General features: G+C 52.8%; 18 protein-coding genes. 16 read left to right on the plus strand and 2 right to left on the minus strand.

What is annotated here, in order from left to right:
* Positions 1–221: 221 nt before the first annotated feature.
* The 11 genes from thrC (at position 222) to HU749_RS14995 (ending at position 11623) form a co-directional block, all read left to right on the plus strand.
* Entirely contained in the window at positions 222–1625 is a 1404-nt protein-coding gene (gene thrC / locus HU749_RS14945; protein WP_014338220.1) for a threonine synthase, read from the plus strand.
* Between the two features lie 14 nt (positions 1626–1639).
* Entirely contained in the window at positions 1640–2077 is a 438-nt protein-coding gene (locus HU749_RS14950) for an Lrp/AsnC family transcriptional regulator (RefSeq protein WP_003202213.1), read from the plus strand.
* Positions 2078–2194: 117 nt separating this feature from the next.
* A complete protein-coding gene (locus HU749_RS14955; protein ID WP_014338222.1) occupies positions 2195–3244 on the plus strand; it encodes a homoserine dehydrogenase in 1050 nt (349 codons plus the stop codon).
* Positions 3245–3246: 2 nt separating this feature from the next.
* Positions 3247–4665, plus strand: coding sequence for an aldehyde dehydrogenase family protein (locus tag HU749_RS14960; RefSeq protein ID WP_186651083.1), 1419 nt, complete (start codon positions 3247–3249; stop codon positions 4663–4665).
* A gap of 51 nt (positions 4666–4716) precedes the next feature.
* Positions 4717–5919 (plus strand): trans-sulfuration enzyme family protein, encoded by a 1203-nt coding sequence (locus HU749_RS14965; protein ID WP_013693449.1) that lies wholly within the window; start codon positions 4717–4719, stop codon positions 5917–5919.
* Between the two features lie 134 nt (positions 5920–6053).
* Complete coding sequence (locus tag HU749_RS14970) at positions 6054–6371, plus strand: DMT family transporter (protein WP_003202205.1); 318 nt, start codon at positions 6054–6056, stop codon at positions 6369–6371.
* Positions 6372–6544: 173 nt separating this feature from the next.
* Entirely contained in the window at positions 6545–7327 is a 783-nt protein-coding gene (locus tag HU749_RS14975) for a transporter substrate-binding domain-containing protein (protein WP_027911548.1), read from the plus strand.
* 52 nt (positions 7328–7379) lie between these two features.
* Positions 7380–8108: an ABC transporter permease gene (locus HU749_RS14980; protein WP_003202201.1), complete on the plus strand. Its 729-nt coding sequence runs from the start codon at positions 7380–7382 to the stop codon at positions 8106–8108.
* Positions 8105–8815 carry an ABC transporter permease gene (locus tag HU749_RS14985; RefSeq protein WP_003202199.1) on the plus strand — a complete coding sequence of 237 codons (711 nt, stop codon included), beginning with the start codon at positions 8105–8107 and terminating at the stop codon, positions 8813–8815. The genes HU749_RS14980 and HU749_RS14985 overlap by 4 nt, the downstream gene beginning before the upstream one ends.
* Positions 8816–8867: 52 nt before the next feature.
* Positions 8868–9629: an ABC transporter ATP-binding protein gene (locus HU749_RS14990; RefSeq protein WP_003202197.1), complete on the plus strand. Its 762-nt coding sequence runs from the start codon at positions 8868–8870 to the stop codon at positions 9627–9629.
* 104 nt (positions 9630–9733) lie between these two features.
* Complete coding sequence (locus HU749_RS14995; protein ID WP_027911546.1) at positions 9734–11623, plus strand: methyl-accepting chemotaxis protein; 1890 nt, start codon at positions 9734–9736, stop codon at positions 11621–11623.
* Between the two features lie 27 nt (positions 11624–11650).
* Here HU749_RS14995 and HU749_RS15000 read toward each other — a convergent pair whose 3' ends face one another.
* Both HU749_RS15000 and HU749_RS15005 read right to left on the minus strand, forming a co-directional pair.
* Entirely contained in the window at positions 11651–12286 is a 636-nt protein-coding gene (locus HU749_RS15000; protein WP_003202193.1) for a LysE family translocator, read from the minus strand.
* Between the two features lie 623 nt (positions 12287–12909).
* Entirely contained in the window at positions 12910–13104 is a 195-nt protein-coding gene (locus tag HU749_RS15005) for a hypothetical protein (RefSeq protein WP_186651081.1), read from the minus strand.
* A 400-nt stretch (positions 13105–13504) separates the two neighbouring features.
* Between HU749_RS15005 and HU749_RS15010 the strand changes: the two genes are divergently transcribed.
* From HU749_RS15010 to HU749_RS15030, 5 genes are all read left to right on the plus strand, one after another.
* On the plus strand, positions 13505–13726 hold the full coding sequence (locus HU749_RS15010; RefSeq protein WP_186651079.1) for a hypothetical protein: 222 nt from the start codon (positions 13505–13507) through the stop codon (positions 13724–13726).
* A gap of 1064 nt (positions 13727–14790) precedes the next feature.
* The gene (locus HU749_RS15015) at positions 14791–16239 is read left to right on the plus strand and encodes a TolC family outer membrane protein (protein ID WP_225919092.1); all 1449 of its coding nucleotides are present in this window, start codon (positions 14791–14793) and stop codon (positions 16237–16239) included.
* A gap of 127 nt (positions 16240–16366) precedes the next feature.
* On the plus strand, positions 16367–18529 hold the full coding sequence (locus tag HU749_RS15020) for a type I secretion system permease/ATPase (protein WP_186651077.1): 2163 nt from the start codon (positions 16367–16369) through the stop codon (positions 18527–18529).
* Positions 18522–19943: an HlyD family type I secretion periplasmic adaptor subunit gene (locus HU749_RS15025; protein ID WP_186651075.1), complete on the plus strand. Its 1422-nt coding sequence runs from the start codon at positions 18522–18524 to the stop codon at positions 19941–19943. Before HU749_RS15020 ends, HU749_RS15025 begins: the two co-directional genes overlap by 8 nt.
* Before the next feature lie 182 nt (positions 19944–20125).
* Positions 20126–20287 carry a hypothetical protein gene (locus HU749_RS15030; protein ID WP_186651073.1) on the plus strand — a complete coding sequence of 54 codons (162 nt, stop codon included), beginning with the start codon at positions 20126–20128 and terminating at the stop codon, positions 20285–20287.
* Positions 20288–20356 lie beyond the last annotated feature (69 nt).

The raw sequence follows: 20356 nt of genomic DNA on the forward strand, positions 1-20356 counted from the left end.
AAGCGTCGTCGGCCCTTGGCACATCACAGGAGCTGGGACAAAGGGGGGGGGCGTGCAACGGAGCGGAGTACCGTTGGCGAGATATAATAGTCACTATATTGACTTTTATAGTCAATGGTATGAAGCTTCATCAAAGGCGATTAACGCCGCCGCATTGAACTCCAACAGAGCCCCACCTTGCAGGTGGCCCGCTCGGAAATGGCTTGAGGGTGTCTTGGATCATGAAGTACGTCAGCACACGGACCCCTGGTAGAACATTCGATTTCAGCGAGGTGCTGATGGGGTCGTACGCGCCTGACGGTGGCTTGTACGTGCCCCACAAGGTGCCTCGCTTCAAAAAGGAGGAACTCTCAAAGCTCGAATGGTTGCCCTTTCATGAATTGGCTCGCTATGTAATCGAGCCATTTTTGGGGGGCTGGATCGAGCAAGGTCAGCTGTCCCGGATGCTTGAGGAGACCTTTGATTGTTTTAAAAGCAACGCAGTGACACCGCTGTACCAGACAGCAAGTAACGAGTGGATACTCGAGTTGTTTCATGGGCCGTCAGGCGTCTATCAAGACTTTGGCCTTCAATTGATGTCTCGCTTTATCAATCACGATTTGCTGAAGTTTGGAAAGAAAACGCTGATGGTAGGTTGTACAGGCGGAGATACAGGGGTTGCTGCAATAAAAGCATTTTCGGGAATGAAGGGCGTTACTGTGTTGGTGTTACATCCCGCCAAGGGTTTAACCATGGAGGATCGCCGACGTTTACTGAGTAAGGACGAAGGAAATGTTGTCAACATTGCGGTCGACGGAGATTATTCTGATTGTCATCGTTTGTGTGAGCAGTTCCTGAAACAAAATAATGATGCGCAGCAGTATCTTATTTCGTTCAACTCAGTGCATTGGGTTCGCATACTCGCGCACCTGTCCTTCTATTTTTATTCCGCTCTTCAGCTCGGCGCGCCTAAAAGAGAGGTTGCTTTCAGTGTGCCGACTGGGAATTTTGGCGCCCTGTACGCTGGTTATATTGCCAAGCAAATGGGGCTGCCCATCCGACAGCTAATCGTTGCCACGAATGCTAACGCCGGATTGCATAACTTTCTCCAATCAAATCTGTACAGTCGAAATGAGATTCGTACGACCAGAACGCCCACTATGAATGTTTCATTAGCCTCTAATTTTGAGCGCCTGCAGTGGAGTATTTTAAATCGATGTGGAGAAAAAGTAGCTCGTAATATGCAGTTGTTAGAAGGCGAGGGCACCATCCACTTAGAGCAGGATGAATGGTTGGAGGCGCGCAAATTGTTTGACTCACTGGCTGTGGACGATGCGGACGCATTCAGTTGTATTCATGAGGTCTTTGCACAGAGTGGGTATCTTGTCAGCCCCAATACCGCTATCGGCTTGCGCGCTGCACGTGCGAGCAGGCGCAGCTTGCTGATCCCCATGATTTGCCTGGCGACGACACATCCGTCGAAGATTGGCGCTGCAACCCATAAGTCGGAGATTGTCGGCCACCTGAATACAGGCGGTGCTCCTGCAGTCGCCGAACAAGACTGTACTTCAATTGCTAACGACATCAGGGCGCTGACCTCGCTGGTCAAGGCCTTATCCAAAGACACGGAGTCTCACTCGTTATAAGTTCGGAGCCAGAGATGAAACGTGTTTTAGATAAAGTTGATGAAAAAATTTTGGAAGAACTCACCCGAAATGCACGGTTGGCCCACAACGATATTGCCCTAAAAGTTAATTTGTCCAGGAATGCAGTCAGGCTGCGGATTGAGCGACTGGAACGTGATGGTTATGTCCGAGGCTACACAATTATTAAAGGTATGCCCTCAGCCGATGCAGGCCCCATTAATGCATTGATCTTCGTTTATCGTCAAGACCGTATGCGAGATTCAGAAGTTGTTCGCTCCGTTGGTGCAATGCCTGAAGTCATTTCCTGCAATGTGATGAGTGGAGACCTTGATATCGTACTGACGGTTCAGGCGATGAATGCAGATCGTATCCACAGGGTATGGAGTGAAATTTCGGCGTTGCCGGGTGTCCTGAACACCGTGACCTCTTTTGTGCTGTCCAGCACTAAGTAGCAAGTTGCGTTGTTGCGTGAGCATTTTGCTCGTAACAACGTTCTGTTTGCCATATTCGTAAAGTTAAGTTGGCGGATTACTATCTCAGCACCACAACATAACAATGAGAACCCTGTCGTGACTGAATACAAAATTGCGTTGCTTGGTTTTGGTGGCGTTAACCGTGCGCTGACTCAGCTTATTGCCGATAAGAATTCGCGCTGGGCGGATGAGTTAGGTTTCACGTTGAAGATTGTCGGTATCAGTGACCTTTACCTCGGCTCAATCATTAACAAAGACGGCTTGGATGCTCATGAATTGGCTGCAGTGCCTGCTGCTAAAGGCGGCTTCAGGACGCTACCCGGCGGCAGTGCTGAACCGGCGAACGAAACCGTCATCCGTTTCTCAGGTGCCGATATTGTGGCTGAAGCAACCTTCACCAATCCTGTGGATGGTGAACCGGCTACTACCTTCTGCCGCTGGGCGTTGGAGAAGGGCGTCAGTGTCGTGACCACCAACAAAGGGCCTGTGGCGTTGCATGCACAAAGCTTGAAGGCGCTGGCCGATAGCGCCGGTGCCCGCTTTGAATTTGAAGGTTCTGTCATGAGCGGAACCCCGGTTATCCGTTTGGCCAAGGAGTCACTGGCAGGCTCGGAAATCACCGGCTTCAAAGGGATCCTCAACGGCACGTCAAACTTTGTCCTCTCCAGCATGGAGACGGGGTTGGACTTCTCGAGTGCTGTCGCAAAAGCCCAGGAGTTGGGTTATGCCGAAGCCGATCCAACAGCGGATGTAGAAGGGCACGATGTGCGCTTGAAGGTCGTCATCCTCGCCAATGAACTACTGGGCGCAAAACTCAAACCAAGCGATGTCTTGTGCAAAGGGATCTCTGAAATCACGGCCAAGGATGTCGCCGAGGCAACGAAAGCGAATGCCCGTTGGAAGCTGATTGGCAGTGCAGAGAAACGGAGCGATGGCTCGATTTCGGCCTCGGTGAGTCCTCAGTTGTTGCCATCCAGTGACGCGCTGTCAGCAGTCAGCGGAGCCACCAACGCAATCACGTTCAACACGGCCATCCTCGGTCCCGTCACTGTGGTGGGTGCGGGGGCAGGTCGTTTTGAAACCGCCTTTGCCTTACTGGCCGATATCGTGAGCATTCACAACCACAAAACCACGTCAGGTAAGTAATCATGAATAGCTTGAGTCTCTCGCTCGCTGCTGATTATAAAGCCATTACGGTGTTCAGCCCGTTTGACGGAAGCAAGGTGGGTGAAGTGGCAGACATGCCTGCATCGTCAGCTACCACGATAGTCGACACCGCCATCCTGGGGGGCCGGATTGCCAAGGATTTACCGCGGCATGAACGCGCACGCATCCTGGAGAAGGCCGCACGCTCGGTTGAGCGTGATAAGGACGCCTTTGCCAGACTGATTGTTGCGGAATCTGGCAAAACCTTGAAGCAGGCTAGAAAGGAGGTGCTGCGTTGCGTCAACACCTTGAAGCTGTCTGCCGAAGAAGCCAAGCGCAATGCCGGTGAAGTCATCCCTTTCGATGCCTATGTCGGGTCTGAATCCCGTCAGGGGTGGTTCACTCGTGAACCGTTAGGCGTCATCGTCGCCATCACGCCTTACAACGACCCGCTTAATCTGGTCGCCCATAAATTGGGGCCTGCCATTGCGGGGGGAAATGCGGTTGTTCTCAAGCCGTCTGAGCTCACACCGCTATCGGCGATCAAGCTGGTGGAGTGCTTGATCGACGCGGGCCTGCCTCCGGTTGTCGTCACTGTCGCCACAGGCGGCGCCGCGTTGGGCAAGGCCCTGGTTGCTCACCGTGCCGTGCGCATGGTGTCGTTCACAGGCGGCTTTGTCACCGGTGAGCAGATCGCTCGCACAGCTGGCCTCAAGAAACTGGCGATGGACCTTGGCGGTAATGCACCAGTCATCGTGATGGCCGATTGTGATTTGGCTGAAACCGTCGACTCCTGCGTGTCAGGGGCTTTTTGGGCGGCAGGTCAAAACTGCATCGGTACTCAGCGGATCCTCATCGAGGCCCCTCTCTACGAAGTCTTCAAAACGCGCTTTGTTGAAAAGACCCGGCAGTTGATCGTAGGCAACCCTGCTGATGAGCAGACGGACGTAGGGCCCATGATTACCGAGGCGTCAACCAAGCGTACCGAAGAGGTGGTAAATGACGCCATTGCCCAAGGTGCCACCTTGTTGTCTGGCAATACACGCATTGGTTCGCTCTATTCCCCCACTGTGCTGGAAGGCGTCGACCGCCATTGCAAGTTGTGGTGCGAGGAAGTGTTCAGTCCGGTTGTCATCCTTCAAAGCGTTGCGTCTCTGGATGAGGCATTGACGCTGGCTAACGAACCCGAATACAGCCTGCATGCCGGGATCTTCACCAGCAATCTGAACGTTGCAATGACTGCCGCTAAACGACTGGAGGCGGGCGGGGTGATGATCAACGACTCTTCCGATTATCGCTTTGATGCAATGCCTTTCGGCGGTTTCAAGTACGGGAGCATGGGTCGTGAGGGCGTGCGTTTCGCTTATGAGGATATGACGCAACCCAAGGTCATTTGTATAAACGGTGTGAGTGGAAGCTAAACAACTCGCTCGACTCAAGTACGAATCACACAACAATAAAGAGGAATCGACATGCGCCCCGATAAGCACAATCTTTCGACATTATCTGCAGCGACACTGGCTGTTCATGGCGGGAATGTCGCGGATGTCACCAGTGGCGCCGTCCGCACGCCATTGGTCATGGCAAACTCCTATCTCCTGCCTGAAGATCCGGCGACCATGGACTGGTCCAGCCCGGATGGTCTTGTGTACACGCGCAATCAAGGCCACAACCAAGTCTGCCTTGAGAAGAAACTCGCAGCCCTTGAGGGATGTGGCGACGCGGTGGTATTCGCGACCGGTGTCGCGGCTTTGCACTCGGTGTTTTTTTCATTTTTGAAAAGTGGCGACCACGTCATTGTCAGCGACATCACCTACCAGGCGGTCTGGCGGCTTTTCGCAGAACTCCTGCCTGAACGTTACGGTATTGAAGCAACGTTCGTGGACGTCGGGGACCTGGAGTCGGTGCGTAACGCCATTCGGCCCAATACCAAGCTGATCCATACCGAAACGATCGCCAACCCGACCACCAAAGTCGCAGATATTGCAGCGCTGGCTGAGATTGCCCATGCGCATGGCGCGCTTATCTCTGTGGACGCGACATTCACTCCTCCTCCTTTTTTCCGTGCCAGTGAGCACGGTGTCGACTTCGTCATTCACTCACTGACCAAGTACATCAATGGTCATGGTGATGCCATGGGTGGGGTGGTGATCGGCTCCAATCAGTTGATCAACAAGATCAAGAATGATGCGTTGGTTGACCTAGGCGCGACCATTTCCCCGTTCAATGCGTGGATGATCATGCGCGGTTCAGTCACGTTGCCATTGCGCTTGACGCAGTTGCTGAACACGGCCGAAAAGTTGGCCCAGTTTCTGGAAGGCGACGATCGGATTGCCTACGTCTATTACCCAGGTTTGCCTTCCCACCCGCAGCACGAGTTGGCGCGTCGGCAATTTGCGGGCAAGGGGTATGGGGCCGTGATGGCCTTTGCAGTAGAAGGCGATCCCGACACCCAGAACCGCTTTGTTTCGAACCTGCGCATCATCACATCGGCTGTTTCATTAGGGCATGACGAATCGCTGATCGTGCACGTGGGCGCAGAAGGGCGGGGTGGCTTTGACAAGTACCCTGAAGAGTTCCGCCAGTACGGTCATTTGCGTTTTTCTGTTGGGCTGGAAGATCCAGATGACTTGATCAAGGATATTACGTTCGCGCTGGATGCGACATTCAACTGATTTGAATACAGGCGTCACGCAACCAGGGTTTGGTCAACCCGTCTTTACCCCCGTGCTTGCGGGGGTCTTTTTAATAAGATTGATGTGTTAATTGTGTCTATACGAACTGTCTGTTTGTTGCTTGGGAGTTGCTTATGGCTTGGGTAAGTTTGATTGTGGCAGGGCTGTTTGAAGTGGTCTGGGCTTTTTCGATGAAACAATCTGAAGGGTTTACCCGATTAGTGCCAACGGTCATTACATTTGTCACGGTGATCGCCAGTTTTGCGTTGTTATCGTTCTCGATGAAGAGTTTGCCGTTGGGTACGGCGTATACCATCTGGACCGGCATCGGCGCGGTGGGTGCGTTTGCGGCGGGTATTTTCTTCATGGGTGAACCCGCCACGCTGCTGCGGATCGTGGCGGCTGTCTTGATTGTCAGTGGTTTGTTAATGATGAAGCTCGTGTCTGCTTGAAAGGCGAGCATTTTGCTCGTGATAACGTTCAGTTTGCCATATTCGTAAAGTCGCGACACTCGGGTAATGTTCAAGTCGAGGCTCTGGCCTTGGTAAATAATAATGAGTGTCACGTTTAACGCTGTCAGATGTTTACTGCCCTTAATCCAACTACAATATCTAGGGATGTACTTATGATTTCGCTAAAAAAGTTGTACTTGATTACGTGCTTGGCATTGTGCACGAGTGCAGTGTCGGCCAAAGAATACTCCACCTTGCGCTTCGGCGTGGATGCCAACTATGCGCCGTTTGAGTCCAAGGCAGCAGATGGCAGCCTCAAGGGATTTGATATTGATTTGGGTAACGCGATCTGCGCCAAGCTTTCAGTCAAATGCATATGGGTGGAAAGCGATTTTGATGGCCTGATTCCGGGGCTCAGAGCCGGCAAGTTCGACGGGATCCTGTCATCCATGACCGTGACGGCCACCCGCGAAAAAGCCATCGATTTTTCAAACGAGCTGTTTTCCGGGTTCACCTCCTACGTGTTCAAGAAAGGGTCGGGCCTGAGCGCTGATGTGGCGTCGCTCAAAGGCAAAACGGTTGGCTACTTTCAGGGCAGCATCCAGGAAGCCTACGCCAAGGCCGTGCTGGACAAGGCCGGCGTAAAAATCCAGTCCTACCAGAACCAGGACCAGGTGTATTACGACCTGGTAGCGGGGCGGCTGGACGCCTCGTTGCAGGATACACTTCAAGCGCAATTGGGCTTTATCAAGTCAGCGCAGGGCACTGATTACGAAATGAGCCCTCCGGTAGAGAGTCCTTATCTTCCCTCCAAGACAGCCATCGGTATCGCCAAGGGCAATACAGAGCTCAAGGCCTTGTTGGATAAAGCGATCCAGGCCCTGCACGACGATGGCACCTATGATTCGATCCAGAAGCAGCACTTTGGCGATCTGAATCTTTACAGCGGCAAATAACCACCCGGCGCTCATCCGCCGGATGGGCGTTTATCGCTATAGGTTGTTGATCATGTTCGAAACACTAATAGGCGCATTGGGGCTCTCTGCATTCAGCCTTCAAGGCTTCGGCCCTCTGCTGCTCGAAGGCGCCTGGATGACCGTCAAGCTGTCCCTGTGCTCCCTGGTGCTCAGCGTATTGCTCGGGCTGATCGGGGCCAGCGCCAAACTTTCCAGCATCAAGCTGCTGCGCTTGCCGGCGCAGCTCTACACCACGCTGATTCGTGGGGTGCCCGATCTGGTACTGATGCTGTTGATTTTCTACAGCCTGCAAACCTGGCTGACGGTCATCACGGTGGCGTTGGGCTGGGAGTACATCGAAATCAATCCCTTCGTCGCAGGAATTATCACCCTTGGGTTTATCTACGGTGCCTATTTCACCGAAACCTTCCGCGGCGCCATGCTGGCAGTGCCCCGTGGCCAGGTCGAAGCCGCTACCGCCTATGGGTTAAGTCGTGCTCAGCGTTTTCGCTTTGTGGTGTTCCCGCAAATGATGCGGTTTGCCCTCCCGGGGCTGGGTAACAACTGGATGGTGATTCTCAAAGCCACCGCATTGGTGTCGATCATCGGCCTGGCTGACTTGGTTAAAGCTGCCCAGGACGCGGGAAAAAGCACCTATCAATTGTTCTTTTTCCTGGTTCTGGCTGCACTGACCTACCTGATCATCACCAGTGTCTCCAATTTCGTCCTGGGCTGCCTGGAAAAACACTACGCCGCGGGTTCACGGGAGGCGGTGCGATGATCGAACTACTGCAAGAGTACTGGCGGTCATTCGTCTACAGCGACGGCCAGCAAATTACCGGTCTAGCCATGACGTTGTGGTTGCTCAGTGCATCGCTGTTCATCGGCTTTGTCGTATCGATTCCACTGTCCATCGCTCGAGTCTCGCCGAGGTTTTACGTGCGCTGGCCGGTGCAGTTCTACACCTACCTGTTCAGGGGCACACCGCTCTATATCCAGCTGCTGATCTGCTACACCGGGATCTATAGCCTGGCAGCAATACGTGCTCAGCCTGTGTTGGATGCATTTTTTCGCGATGCGATGAACTGCACCATTCTTGCCTTCGCCTTGAACACGTGCGCCTACACCACAGAGATATTTGCCGGGGCCATTCGCAACATTGCCCATGGCGAGGTCGAGGCGGCAAAAGCGTATGGCCTCTCGGGATGGAAGCTCTATGCGTTTGTGATCATGCCGTCAGCCTTGCGTCGCTCGCTGCCGTATTACAGCAACGAAGTGATCTTGATGCTGCACTCGACCACGGTGGCATTCACCGCCACGGTACCGGACATTCTCAAAGTCGCCCGTGACGCGAACTCTGCGACCTTTTTAACCTTTCAATCGTTTGGGGTTGCGGCACTGATTTACCTGGCGGTGACCTTTACGCTGGTCGGCCTGTTCCGAATTGCCGAACGTCACTGGCTGGCTTTTTTAGGGCCGACTCACTGAGCCTTGTTTCTGACAGGGCTGCTCCCAATCCGCTTAGAGGATGATTGCGAACATGTACAAATTGACGGTTGACGGGCTACACAAAAGTTACGGTACCCATGAAGTACTCAAGGGCGTTTCCCTGCAAGCCAAAACGGGCGATGTCATCAGCCTGATCGGCGCCAGCGGCTCGGGAAAGAGTACGTTCCTGCGCTGTATCAATTTTCTCGAAACACCTAACGACGGTGCCATGAGCCTGGATGGCAAACCGATCTGCATGGTTAAAAATCATGCGGGATTGCGTGTGGCGGATGATCGCGAGCTGCAACGACTGCGTACCCGTTTGGCCATGGTCTTCCAGCATTTCAACCTGTGGGGGCATATGACCGTGCTGGAAAACATCACCATTGCCCCGCGTAGGGTGCTGGGTGTCAGCAAAAAAGACGCGGAGGACCGTGCCCGGCGATATCTGGAAAAAGTAGGGTTGCCGGCTCGTGTTGCCGATCAGTTCCCTGCCTTTCTTTCGGGCGGGCAGCAACAGCGGGTAGCGATCGCGCGTGCCCTTGCCATGGAGCCTGAGGTCATGCTGTTCGATGAGCCCACCTCGGCGCTCGACCCTGAAGTGGTGGGCGAGGTGTTGAAAGTCATCCAAGGGCTCGCTGAAGAGGGACGAACCATGATCATGGTGACCCATGAAATGGGGTTTGCACGCAAAGTGTCGAACCAACTGCTGTTTCTTCATCAGGGGCTGGTTGAAGAGCAGGGCGGACCTGAGATTCTGGATAGCCCCCGAAGCGAGCGCCTGCAGCAGTTTCTGTCCAACGGGCTGAAGTGAAACGCCTTGGCCATGGGGCTCTGGGGCATATCGACGAAGCAGTCATCAACCAACCTCGGTATCGAATAACAACTACAACACCCCGGACCTATGGATAAACCATGATGATTGCCAACCTGAAGTTCAGTCATAAGGTACTGCTTGCGGCATCATTCGTTGTTGTCGCAGCGTTTTCGCTTTTTACGCTTTACAACGACTCGATTCAGCGCAAAACGATCCGCACGAACCTTGAAAACCATCTTGAAGAGATGAGCAAGATCACGGCCGCAAGTGTTCAGTCCTGGCTCTCTGGACGGATACTGCTGGTTGATCATATTGCTCAGACCTTTGCCAGCGATCCAGTTCCGGAAAACGTCACGCGACTGCTTGAGCAGAGGTCAGTGCTATCAACGTTTACCTTCACTTATCTAGGCAGTCGTGACGGTAGTTACGCCATTCGACCGAAGGACGATTTACCCGCTGATTACGATCCTCGCACCCGTCCTTGGTATACGGACGCGATGGCTGCCGGAGGGACTACGCTGACCGAGCCGTACCTGGATGTGACGACGGGTCAGTTGATGATGACCATTGCAACTCCGGTCGGTCGCGACGGCCAGCCGCTTGGGGTGGTAGGCGGGGATCTGACGTTGCAAACGCTGGCGAAAATCGTCAGCTCGCTTGATCTGGGGGGAATCGGCTATGCCTTTCTGGTCAACGCCGAGGGCAGGGTGCTGGTTCATCCGGACAAAGATCGGGTGATGAAGCGGCTGAGCGATATCTATCCCCAAAGCACACCGTCACTCAGTACCCACATCAGTGAGACAGAGCAGGAAGGAGTCCCTCAAATCGTGATGTTTTCACCAATCAAGGGACTGCCTTCGGTGAACTGGTATGTTGGTTTGTCTATCGACAAAAGCAAAGCTTACAAGGCACTTGGTGATTTTCGCGCTTCTGCCATTTTGGCGATGGTCATTGCCGTGGTGATCACGCTGCTTCTGCTGGGCGTACTGATTCGCGTATTGATGCAGCCCCTGAGGCTGATGGGTAAAGCCATGCGTGATATCGCTCAGGGTGAGGGCGACCTTACCCGTCGCTTGAGTGTGCATTCAAAGGATGAGTTCGGAGAGCTGGCCGGCGACTTTAACCTTTTTGTTGAGCGTATCCAGCACTCAATACGTGAGGTCTCTTTTGCCACCGAGCAGGTTAATGAAGTGACTAAGCGCGTGATGCAGACTTCCAGCTCGTCCATGGACAACTCGGACAACCAGGCCAGTCGAACCAACAGTATTGTCGCAGCGATTAATGAACTGGGTGCGGCGGCCCAGGAAATTGCGCGTAGCGCTGGTGACGCTTCCCTTCAGGCGTCGGATGCCCGACGTCAGGCAGAAGGTGGCCGCGAGGTAGTGACACAAACGATAAATGCCATGGACAAGCTATCAGGAAAAATCCGCACGTCATGCAACAACATAGAGGTGCTGAACGGCAAGACGGAGAACATCGGGCGGATTCTTGAAGTGATCAAAGGCATTTCCGAACAGACCAACCTGTTGGCACTCAATGCCGCCATCGAGGCCGCGCGGGCGGGTGATGCCGGCCGCGGTTTTGCGGTGGTAGCTGACGAAGTTCGCAGCCTGGCTTACCGGACTCAGACGTCGGCCCAGGAAATCCATACGATGATTGAAGAGCTTCAGGTGGGCGCACGGGAGGCGGTACTCACCATGAATGAAAGTGAACGCTACAGTAAGGACGGCGTGATGATCGCCAACCAGGCAGGTGAGCGGCTGGGCAGTGTCAGTCAGCGTATCAGCGAAATTGACGGCATCAACCAGTCGGTGGCGACCGCGACTGAAGAGCAGACTTCGGTCATTGATTCGTTGAACGTTGACATCACCGAGATCAAAACCCTTAACCAGGAAGGGTTGGAAAACCTTCAAGCCACGCTGCTTGCTTGTGACGATCTTGAACGGCAAGCCACACGACTCAAGCAGTTGGTGGATGGCTTTCGAACTTAGGCCATCCTCGCAAGGGTTGGCTTTGAATCACGTGCGGGAGAACAGCAGCCTAAAACCTGCGGCGCCAAAGACCAACGCAAGGGTGCCTTCAATCCACCCGCGCGCCCTGCGATACCCCCGAATCATCGGTGCCGTGGAGAAAACGATCGCATAGCCGCAGAAAATAGTAATGCTCAACACGGCACAGCCAGCCAGGATGATTACAACCGTTTCAGGCGTCGCTTGTGGTCCTAAACCCAGTGTCATCGTTGCGATCCAACCCAGTAAAGCCTTTGGGTTGGTAAGGTGCATAAGCAAGCCCCGCCGGTAGAGGCCAAAGCCCGAGACGGTTGGTGCTGCGGCCAGCGCTTTCTCAATTTGCTCGTCAGGTGTCAGAGCAGAACGTCCCGCTTTCAGGGCTAGGAACAGCAAGTACGCTCCGCCGACGATCTTGAGTACGAAGAGTGCCTGGGTGAACTGAAGCAGAATGGCCGAGACGCCTGTGGCGGCCATTGATCCCCAAAAAAAAGAACCACTGATAACTCCGGCTGCAAGTATCAGCGCAGGTTTTCTGCCTTGGTGCATGGCAACGCCCATGATCCGCATATTGCTGGGACCCGGGCTTGCAGCTCCAACAATGTAGGCGGTAAAAACGAGTAGAAGGTGGTGAAAATCAAATGACATTAATGGCCCCTTGAGTGGTGCGTAATAACCAGCAGCTTAAGTGTTCACAAGCTATCCGTCATTGCGTTCTTTACTCGCATTTTCTGGCTGATTTAATTTTCATGTCATGGGACTGGATCGCGCTGAATGTGGTGTTTTCCATCGCCAACGTCCGGGATCGTGATACACCTTAGAAAACCGCGAAGAGGGAAGAGGTCAGCATGGACCGAGCAAAGGGAACCGCCATTCTCGACAAAACCTTCGGCGTTCTTGAAGCGACTTGGGAGCGTCTCACTGAGTGAGACGCTGGCACGGCATAGTCCTCAGCCGAGTTTGCCCACGTCAATCCCATCACCAGTGTGTGACTTTTTCGAGATTGGGCTGCTGGACCTTAGGCTGGGGGCATCCTTTTCAAACCATCCCAAACATGCCCTCAGATTTGCCCCCCAGGTGTCTCATCCTCTGGAAGTGGATAGATCTCCATGGTCTATGAAAAGGCAGAAATGATCAACTGAACAGCCTGCCCGACGACGCCTAAAGACTCTCAGGATCGCCAAAAAACATTTTGACTGGGCTCTAGGACAATATTTTTAGGTCGATAACACTTTTGTTTGCCCCCAGTTTTGCCCCCATTCGTCCATGCGCTAATCGGACGGAATGGCATCGGAAAAACCGCTATTTTGAATGGCATCATCAAAGCTATCCATGATGGCCACACTGGTGCGGATACGATCCATCAGGTTCAGTTTTGGGGCCAACAGCGGGCAATCATTGCCCCAGACTTTTTTAGCAGCGTGTTGCTCGTATCGTTCAGCGCGTTCGAACGTAAGGTCAGGCACTACGTTCGACCTGAACTACATCAACTTCAAGGTCGCCAAAGGCGCAACCTACGAACGCGTGCTGATCATCGCAACAGGCCCAATCACAACCTTTCTGCAGCGTGGCAAGTCGCTTGATCCTGGCCCTGCTGCGACGTTCTACGTGGCGGTTACCCGGGCACAGCAAAGCATAGCTATTGTGCTGGATCGTCCAGGGGAATCCCTCATTCCGTATTGGGAGCCCTGATGCATAAGAGGGCAGGGCGCGGTGATCGCTAGCAACGGCTGAGACTCGAATATCTCAACGTCGTCAACCACCTGTCCGCTTGCCCTACCATCTGTTGGCCAGGGCGTTGAAGGTCGAAGTAGACGGAGTAACGTAGGTGGCGTTCCAATCCGTAATGACTGAGGAGGGCCTGCGATGACACAGAACCTAGATCTTCACTTTTTCACGAGCGAGCAACTCAAGGCTCACGATCTTGACATTGCAGCCAAGGTGCACCAAGCCACGGTCGCGAGCGTCATGCGCCGGGTAAACCAGATGAACTCAGGGCAGATACTCAACGCTTCAAGAGAAAATGGCAGGAGGATGCTCTGGTCGCAGGAAAAGATTGAAATAGTGCTTCAACATATTGGTGAGTAGCTCACTCCCGCCTCGGGGCCTGCTATAGATATGCAGGCCTCATTGGGCGTGAGCCTTGCCAGGGGCGGCCAAGGCACAACGAATGCGTCGCTTGGATCAGGCATCGGCGACGCTTTGCCTCATCGATCGTCAGGGTTGTGACTGCTGGGCTAGGCTGCCGAACGAACTCCGAGCTTCCACATACCGCAACGCCGACTTCATATCCTTCCAGCCGACGTATGTCATCAACTCCTTGATGTCCCAACCACTAGCTGACGCCCAGGTCGCCAATCCGCGTCGCATGGACTGACTGCTGTAACCCTCTGCAGGAATACCGGCTCTCCAGGATACGCCGCAGCAAAGGGATCAAACTGGTGGCCTTAAAGCCCTCATCCGATAGGTTCCCCAACGATCAATTTTCCGGAACAATGGGCCATTACTGATCCCGGCCACGGTTATACAGTTGATGTATGACTCGACAGGGCAAAGTTTCATGAGCGGCGGTGTGCGAAACGTGCTCCCTTGGTGATCACGATCCACCCTTGTGTACGGCAAGTAGAAGGTAATGCCTGAGCCAGCCTCAGCGTTTGTGTTTCAACTGTCAGCCGAGCGAGCTCATCGCTTCGAAAGCCACGCCAGAACCCGATCATTAGTAGAGCTGAACGCCTTCGTGAAACGTCCGGTTCAAAGGCTGATATTAGATGCGCACCTTGCCTGGGCAGCGCAGTGCGTGCGACGAAAAGGCTCATTGGTCGATTTTGGATACCTGAGCCTTCAGAACTAAGTAAGCGTCAATATCCGTTGCTCATTGGAAACAAGACGCCGACTGGCCTCCTTATCAACGAGATTGCGAGCTTAGCCCAGCCTCCATTTCTTTGCCGCCGCAACCCTGTCAAGAACAGGATAAGCGTCAGATTTATTTATCTAGATTAAAAAGCTATTCACTATATAACTGAAAGAGATAACGATACAGGCTTATTGCCAATAAGCAGTCCAGCCGATTGATTGTAAAGACTTTATCTCGTTGCTTATGCTGTGCTTGAACGGCTTACCTATCGTCCAAAAAAATTAAAGATCTCAATTGTATGGCCGAATTAATCGATAAGACGCCGTCAGCTTGGAAGACATTTATGCAGTTATTAAATCACCGATGCGTATGCTTTTTTGTCGGTATATTTAGCCCGTTTGCTTTTTCTTTTGGTGCCCCTTCTGCCGAACATGCCGATCTACTGGGCGTGTACCAGTCCGCCTTTAAAAACGATGCTGAGTTGTCCGCAGCGCGGCACGCCTACGCTGCCCAGCGCGAGGCTGTACCCCAGGCCCGTTCCGGACTCCTGCCAAGTTTGACTGCGGGCGCAACTACGGAAGCGAAGCGTCTGGAGCGCGACGAACCCTCTCTCAGTCGTGCGCGTAGCGGAACCACCTTTCGTGCCAACCTAAGCCAACCACTTTTTCGTATTGATCGCTGGTTTCAATTAAAGGCGGCACAATCCAATGTTGCGCAAGCCGAACTGGAGCTTTCAGTAAAAGTCCAGACATTAGCGCTTACTGCTGCGGAAGCATACTTTGAAACATTGCGTCAACTTGACGCTCTTGCAGCCGGTGAGGCCGAAGAAGCCGCACTGCTCTATCAGCGCGACCAAGCCCAAGGTCGGCTAGAAGATGGCGCCTCTAGTATTACGGACGTCTATGACGCTCAAGCGGCCTATGACAATGCGCAGGCGAACCGGCAATTGTTACAGCGAAAGGTCGACGATGCGTATGAAGCATTGAGCCGGTTGACTAATCAATCCTATCGATCTATAGCTGGGATGGGTCATCAACTGCCCGTTGAATCGCCAATCCCTAACGAAGCTCAGTCATGGGTAGACACGGCTCTGCGTCAAAATCTCCAACTTCAAGCTGATGAAAAAGCGGAGTATGCGGCTGAGCAAACGCTTAAGCAGTACAGGGCGGGACACTTACCTACGATCGACGCGGTCGCCTCATACCGTAAAGGGGATAACGACAGTTTTGGTTATAGCAATCCTACAGATTTTGGGCGTAACGGGTATCGAGACAATGTTGCGGAAAGTACCATTGGGATCGAGTTAAACATTCCGATCTATTCCGGCGGCATGACTAACTCTAAAGTGAAGGAATCTGTCGAGCGGCTTCTACAGCGACAGGATGAAAAAGAAGACCGCCGTCGCGAAGTTGTATTAAATACTCGTAATGCATTTCGAGGAATTAACACTGACATTGCGCAAATTAAGGCCCGTCGACAGGGAATCACATCTGCTCGAAAATCAGTAGAGGCGAATCAAGTGGGAGTGGATATTGGTTCGCGCAATATTGCTGATGTGCTAAACGCACAGAAACAACTATACACTGTCGTGCGCGACTACAACAACGCACGATATGATTATATTGTTGACACACTTAGATTAAAGCAGGCCGCGGGGATCCTAAGCGTCGACGACTTGCAGCAGCTTGCTGTTCACCTGAGGAACGATTATGTGCCCTCTCGAGACTTTCTTCCTCCAGGAATTTGAGCGGATGGCGTTAAATTCAGCGCGCGCCTGGAAGTGAAAAGTTAGACGTATTGAGAATAATTAGTTAGCTGTGGCTTTTAGGCCATAACTGTTCGCGGATTTCACTCTGCATGATGAGTTTTGAATAATGGCCAAAGCAGAAACAGGTGGTGAGATGCCGGAAGAAAAAACGATGCTGGACACCGGTTTGGCGTGTCTTGTCATGCTCGCCCGATTTCACCAAGTAGCAGCCTCCGCTGATCAGCTTGCTCATGAGTTCGGAAGCGTTGACCGCCCATTCGGGCAATCAGATATTCTTTTGGCTGCCCGAAAGCTAGGTCTAAAAGCTAAAGACGTAAAAACAACTATTGAACGCCTTACTCGGACGCCGCTGCCCGCTGTAGCCACGGATGTAGATGGAAAATACTTTATTATTGCGCGCATAGATCAAGACAATGTCCTGATCCATGATCCGGCAAAACAGCGGCCAGAAGTTATCACGTTTGACGCACTGCAATCTCGCTGGAAAGGGCAGCTTTTACTGATTCGCTCCGAGGCGAGTACATCAGGAGAGCCCTCTCGGTTCGACTTTACATGGTTCATTCCAGCCATTATTAAGTACCGAAAATTGCTCGGGGAAGTCATGCTTGTGTCGTTCGCGCTGCAGATATTCTCACTGGTCACGCCACTATTTTTTCAAGTGGTAATGGATAAGGTGCTTGTGCACCACGGTCTAACGACGTTGGATGTCATCGCGGTTGGCTTGGCTATAGTGATGCTATTCGAATCCGGCCTAACGGGTTTACGCAGCTATGTGTTTGCACACACCGCCAGCCGTATTGATGTCGAGTTGGGCTCTAAGTTATTTCGTCATCTGGTTACCCTTCCGCTTGCCTATTTTCAAGCACGGCGGGTAGGGGACTCGGTGGCGCGAGTACGGGAACTGGAAAATATTCGTAACTTCCTAACGGGTAATGCGATTACGCTGGTGCTCGACGTATTATTCTCGGTAGTTTTTCTAGCGGTTATGTTTTATTACAGTGGCTGGTTAACGTTGATAGTTGTACTGTCGCTTCCGTTGTATATTTTAGTGTCGGTGCTTATTACACCGATATTGCGGGCACGGCTGAATGAGAGCTTTGCTCGGGGCGCTGAAAATCAGGCTTTTTTGGTCGAGACGGTAAACGGGATCGATACGCTAAAGTCTATGGCTGTCGAACCGCAAGCTATCCGTAAGTGGGACAATCAATTGGCCGGTTATGTGGCGGCCGGCTTCAAGACCCAAACATTATCGACTCTTGCCAATGAAAGCGTGTCGTTAATTGGCAAATTAGTCACCGTGGCGACCTTATGGATGGGGGCACGGCTGGTGATTGATGGTCAGTTGTCAGTGGGTCAACTGATTGCATTTAATATGTTAGCTGGTCGAGTAGCGCAGCCAATCATGCGCTTGGCGCAGTTATGGACTAATTTTCAGCAAACCGGCGTTTCAGTGCAGCGTTTGGGAGATATTCTCAACACTCGCACTGAGATTGCGCAGGCGACGCGCGGTTCATTGCCGCCGATCCGTGGACGCATTGAATTCGACCAGGTGCATTTTCGCTATCGCCCAGATGGAGCAGAGATCTTACGCGGCGTCAGCTTAAGCGTTAATGCAGGAGAGGTGATAGGTATCGTCGGGCGTTCAGGGTCTGGAAAGAGCACTCTGACTCGATTGCTCCAGCGACTTTATGTTCCGGAACGCGGTCGCGTATTGGTGGATGGGATGGACTTGGCACTGGCAGATGTATCTTCATTACGCCGGCAGATTGGCGTGGTGCTACAGGACAATATGCTCTTTGCTCGCAGTATCCGAGAAAATATTGCTCTGGCCGATCCCGGTGTGCCGTTAGAGAAGGTCATTCAGGTTGCCAAACTTGCTGGTGCCCATGACTTCATTTTGGAACTCCCTGAAGGATATGACACCGTCGTGGGCGAGCACGGCGCATCGTTGTCCGGAGGTCAGCGTCAGCGGATCGCCATTGCTCGCGCTTTGATGGGGAATCCCAGGATCCTGATCTTCGACGAAGCCACTAGCGCACTGGACTACGAGTCCGAGCGGGTAGTGCAGCAGAATATGAAGGACATCTGTAGAGGCCGTACCGTGGTCATCATTGCTCACCGTCTCTCGGCTGTACGCGATGCCAACCGCATCGTAGTGGTTGAACGAGGTCAGATAGTCGAGCAAGGCTCTCACGCAGAACTTTTGACTCATCAGGCGGGGCATTACTCACGGCTGCATCGTTTGCAGCAAGGGGCCAGCAATGTCTAAGGCAGAAGCAGCTAGCTTGTTGCAGCGGTACCGTCAAGTTTGGAGGCAATCCTGGAAAGCCCGTCGCGAGATGGATGCGCCGAGGCGTCTCGCTCATGAAATTCAGTTCCTTCCCGCCTCAATTGAATTGCAGGAGCGACCGTCTCACCCGGCGCCTCGGGTGCTCATGTGGGCAATTATGGCTTTCTCCGCCATCACGTTAGTTTGGGCATGTGTCGGCAAGATCGATGTCGTTGCGACAGCTACAGGCAAAATTATCCCAAGTGGTAAGAGCAAGATTATTCAGTCCAGCGAAACGGCAGTGGTGAAGGCTATACATGTGCGCGATGGTCAAACGGTCAAGGCGGGCGAATTGCTATTGGAGTTGGATTCAACTGCCGCTGAGGCTGATGTCAGTCGAGTAACAAGCGATCTATGGGCCGCACGCGTTGATAGTGCGCGAGCGGCTGCCATGATCGATGCAATAGAACACCAACGGGCGCCTGGGCCGTTAACCGGCATTATCGAGAATGCCGACCCCAAATACATTATGGCTGCCGAGCGCTGGCTTCAGGGCCAGTATCGGGAATACCGTAGCAATGTAGATACCATTGATGCCGAAATCGCTCAGCGCCAAGCCGACGTTCAATCGGCCCGGGGCCAAGTAGCGAGTCTTCATAAAACGCTTCCCATCGTAGCCAAACTGGCGGATGACTACCGACGCTTACTGGAAAAACAGTACATCGCTCGCCACGCCTATTTGGAAAAGGAACAGGCGCGACTAGACATCGAACGGCAGTTGAGCGTACAGCAAGCCAGCATACTTCAGTCCTCGGCAGCGAGACAGGAGGCAGAACGACGGCGGGCGAGCTTGGTAGCGCAGACGCTACGAGCGATGCTGGATTTACTACAACAGGCGGATCAGAAAGTCGCGTCGTTAGAACAGGACTATGCCAAGGCTGAGTACGAGGACGGTCTGAAGACGCTGGAGGCTCCAGTAGATGGAACTGTGCAGCAGTTAAATACACATACGGTGGGTGGAGTAGTGACCCCCGCGCAGCCGCTGCTGACAATTGTGCCGACGGGGCAACCAGTTGAAGTCGAGGCTATGCTGGAAAATAAAGATGTTGGATTTGTCCACCCCGGGCAACTGGTAACGGTCAAAGTAGAGACTTTCACGTTCACTAAATATGGAGCTGTCACCGGCCAGGTCATCAGCGTTTCTAATGATGCCATTGAGGATGAAAAACGTGGCTTGATATACAGCGCTAAGATTCATCTGGACACGGATTATTTGACGGTCAAGGGGCAGAATATAAAATTGTTGCCAGGCATGGTGGTGACAGCAGAAGTAAAAACTGATCGGCGTCGGATCATTGAGTATTTTTTAAGTCCGTTGCAAATTAAGACGAGTGAAAGCTTTCGAGAGCGTTGAGCGTGGACGCTCTTGGCGATAAAAAGTGCATGCGGGTAAGTGTTAGGGCATCTGTGGAATTGAAATGCTGGGTTACTGCACTGTTAACTTCCAGCTAGAGTATTTGGTTACTTCCGCTTGCTGTTTTATGTCAATTGCGGACTCGCTGCTATACTACTAACAGGGACAGGCATGAATACAATATGGAGCGTGCCAGTGAGCATGATTTTCATTTTTGCGACGCCCCGGAATCACGTTTGCAACGGCGTACTGCCAGCTTTGTCGACGGGCGCGAACAAATTATGGGGGCTGACCTGCTTTATCTTCAGCCTGAAGCAAACAACTCCAATTATAACGAGATTTAATTTTGACGAAAAATACTTATAGAAATGAGAAGGCGGCCTGCAGGGAAATATGCTTTGCTAAGTCCTGTA

Origin of the sequence: Pseudomonas ogarae (assembly GCF_014268695.2) — a bacterium.
Taxonomy (GTDB): Bacteria; Pseudomonadota; Gammaproteobacteria; order Pseudomonadales; family Pseudomonadaceae; genus Aquipseudomonas; species Aquipseudomonas kilonensis.

What these genes read in the sequence shown, in the direction of transcription:
- HU749_RS14950 (WP_003202213.1), top strand. Translation starts at nt 1,640, where the DNA reads ATGAAACGTGTTTTAGATAAAGTTGATGAAAAAATTTTGGAAGAACTC.
- HU749_RS14990 (WP_003202197.1), top strand. Translation starts at nt 8,868, where the DNA reads ATGTACAAATTGACGGTTGACGGGCTACACAAAAGTTACGGTACCCAT.
- HU749_RS14985 (WP_003202199.1), top strand. Translation starts at nt 8,105, where the DNA reads ATGATCGAACTACTGCAAGAGTACTGGCGGTCATTCGTCTACAGCGAC.
- HU749_RS15030 (WP_186651073.1), top strand. Translation starts at nt 20,126, where the DNA reads ATGGAGCGTGCCAGTGAGCATGATTTTCATTTTTGCGACGCCCCGGAA.
- HU749_RS14965 (WP_013693449.1), top strand. Translation starts at nt 4,717, where the DNA reads ATGCGCCCCGATAAGCACAATCTTTCGACATTATCTGCAGCGACACTG.
- HU749_RS15000 (WP_003202193.1), bottom strand. Translation starts at nt 12,286, where the DNA reads ATGTCATTTGATTTTCACCACCTTCTACTCGTTTTTACCGCCTACATT.
- HU749_RS14980 (WP_003202201.1), top strand. Translation starts at nt 7,380, where the DNA reads ATGTTCGAAACACTAATAGGCGCATTGGGGCTCTCTGCATTCAGCCTT.
- HU749_RS14975 (WP_027911548.1), top strand. Translation starts at nt 6,545, where the DNA reads ATGATTTCGCTAAAAAAGTTGTACTTGATTACGTGCTTGGCATTGTGC.
- HU749_RS15025 (WP_186651075.1), top strand. Translation starts at nt 18,522, where the DNA reads ATGTCTAAGGCAGAAGCAGCTAGCTTGTTGCAGCGGTACCGTCAAGTT.
- HU749_RS15015 (WP_225919092.1), top strand. Translation starts at nt 14,791, where the DNA reads ATGGCCGAATTAATCGATAAGACGCCGTCAGCTTGGAAGACATTTATG.
- thrC (WP_014338220.1), top strand. Translation starts at nt 222, where the DNA reads ATGAAGTACGTCAGCACACGGACCCCTGGTAGAACATTCGATTTCAGC.
- HU749_RS14970 (WP_003202205.1), top strand. Translation starts at nt 6,054, where the DNA reads ATGGCTTGGGTAAGTTTGATTGTGGCAGGGCTGTTTGAAGTGGTCTGG.
- HU749_RS14960 (WP_186651083.1), top strand. Translation starts at nt 3,247, where the DNA reads ATGAATAGCTTGAGTCTCTCGCTCGCTGCTGATTATAAAGCCATTACG.
- HU749_RS15020 (WP_186651077.1), top strand. Translation starts at nt 16,367, where the DNA reads ATGGCCAAAGCAGAAACAGGTGGTGAGATGCCGGAAGAAAAAACGATG.
- HU749_RS14995 (WP_027911546.1), top strand. Translation starts at nt 9,734, where the DNA reads ATGATTGCCAACCTGAAGTTCAGTCATAAGGTACTGCTTGCGGCATCA.
- HU749_RS15010 (WP_186651079.1), top strand. Translation starts at nt 13,505, where the DNA reads ATGACACAGAACCTAGATCTTCACTTTTTCACGAGCGAGCAACTCAAG.